1 protein-coding gene is annotated in these 378 nt (G+C 56.3%); it reads right to left on the bottom strand.

Going from position 1 to position 378, the window contains the following annotated elements:
• Positions 1-94: 94 nt before the first annotated feature.
• Positions 95-378, bottom strand: a 284-nt coding sequence (locus EOA13_RS37795) for an outer membrane beta-barrel protein (RefSeq protein ID WP_164780717.1), incomplete at its 5' end; no start/stop codon positions are given.

Genomic DNA, 378 nt, shown 5'->3' with positions numbered 1-378 from the left:
GGCTTTGGCTCCGCTTTTTTGTTGCCCGCATTCTCTCGCCCAAAGAAAAAGCCCGCCGGAACGACCGACGGGCTTTGACTGTTGTCTGGACGGTTTAGTTGAACTTGTACTTCGCACCGATACGGACGGTGTGGAACGAAGGCGTGGAGGTGAGGCTGTCATCCGGCGCCCCAATATCCGACGAAAAATCGTTCTTGGAGAACTGCGAATAGCGGTATTCGAGGCCGACGGTCACGTTGCTGGACATAGCCGTTTCCAGACCGCCACCAACTGAGAAGCCGCTGGAGTCCCAATCGAGGATATCACCGATGGGTGAGGACGCATTCAGATCGAAGTGCTGCCAGCTGTAGCCGCCGAGCACATAGGCCAGGGTTGATT

Origin of the sequence: Mesorhizobium sp. M7A.F.Ca.US.011.01.1.1 (assembly GCF_003998295.1) — a bacterium.
In the GTDB taxonomy this organism is placed as follows: domain Bacteria; phylum Pseudomonadota; class Alphaproteobacteria; order Rhizobiales; family Rhizobiaceae; genus Mesorhizobium.
Note: the sequence above shows the minus strand (reverse complement) of the source record. Positions and strands in the feature narration are given on the sequence as shown.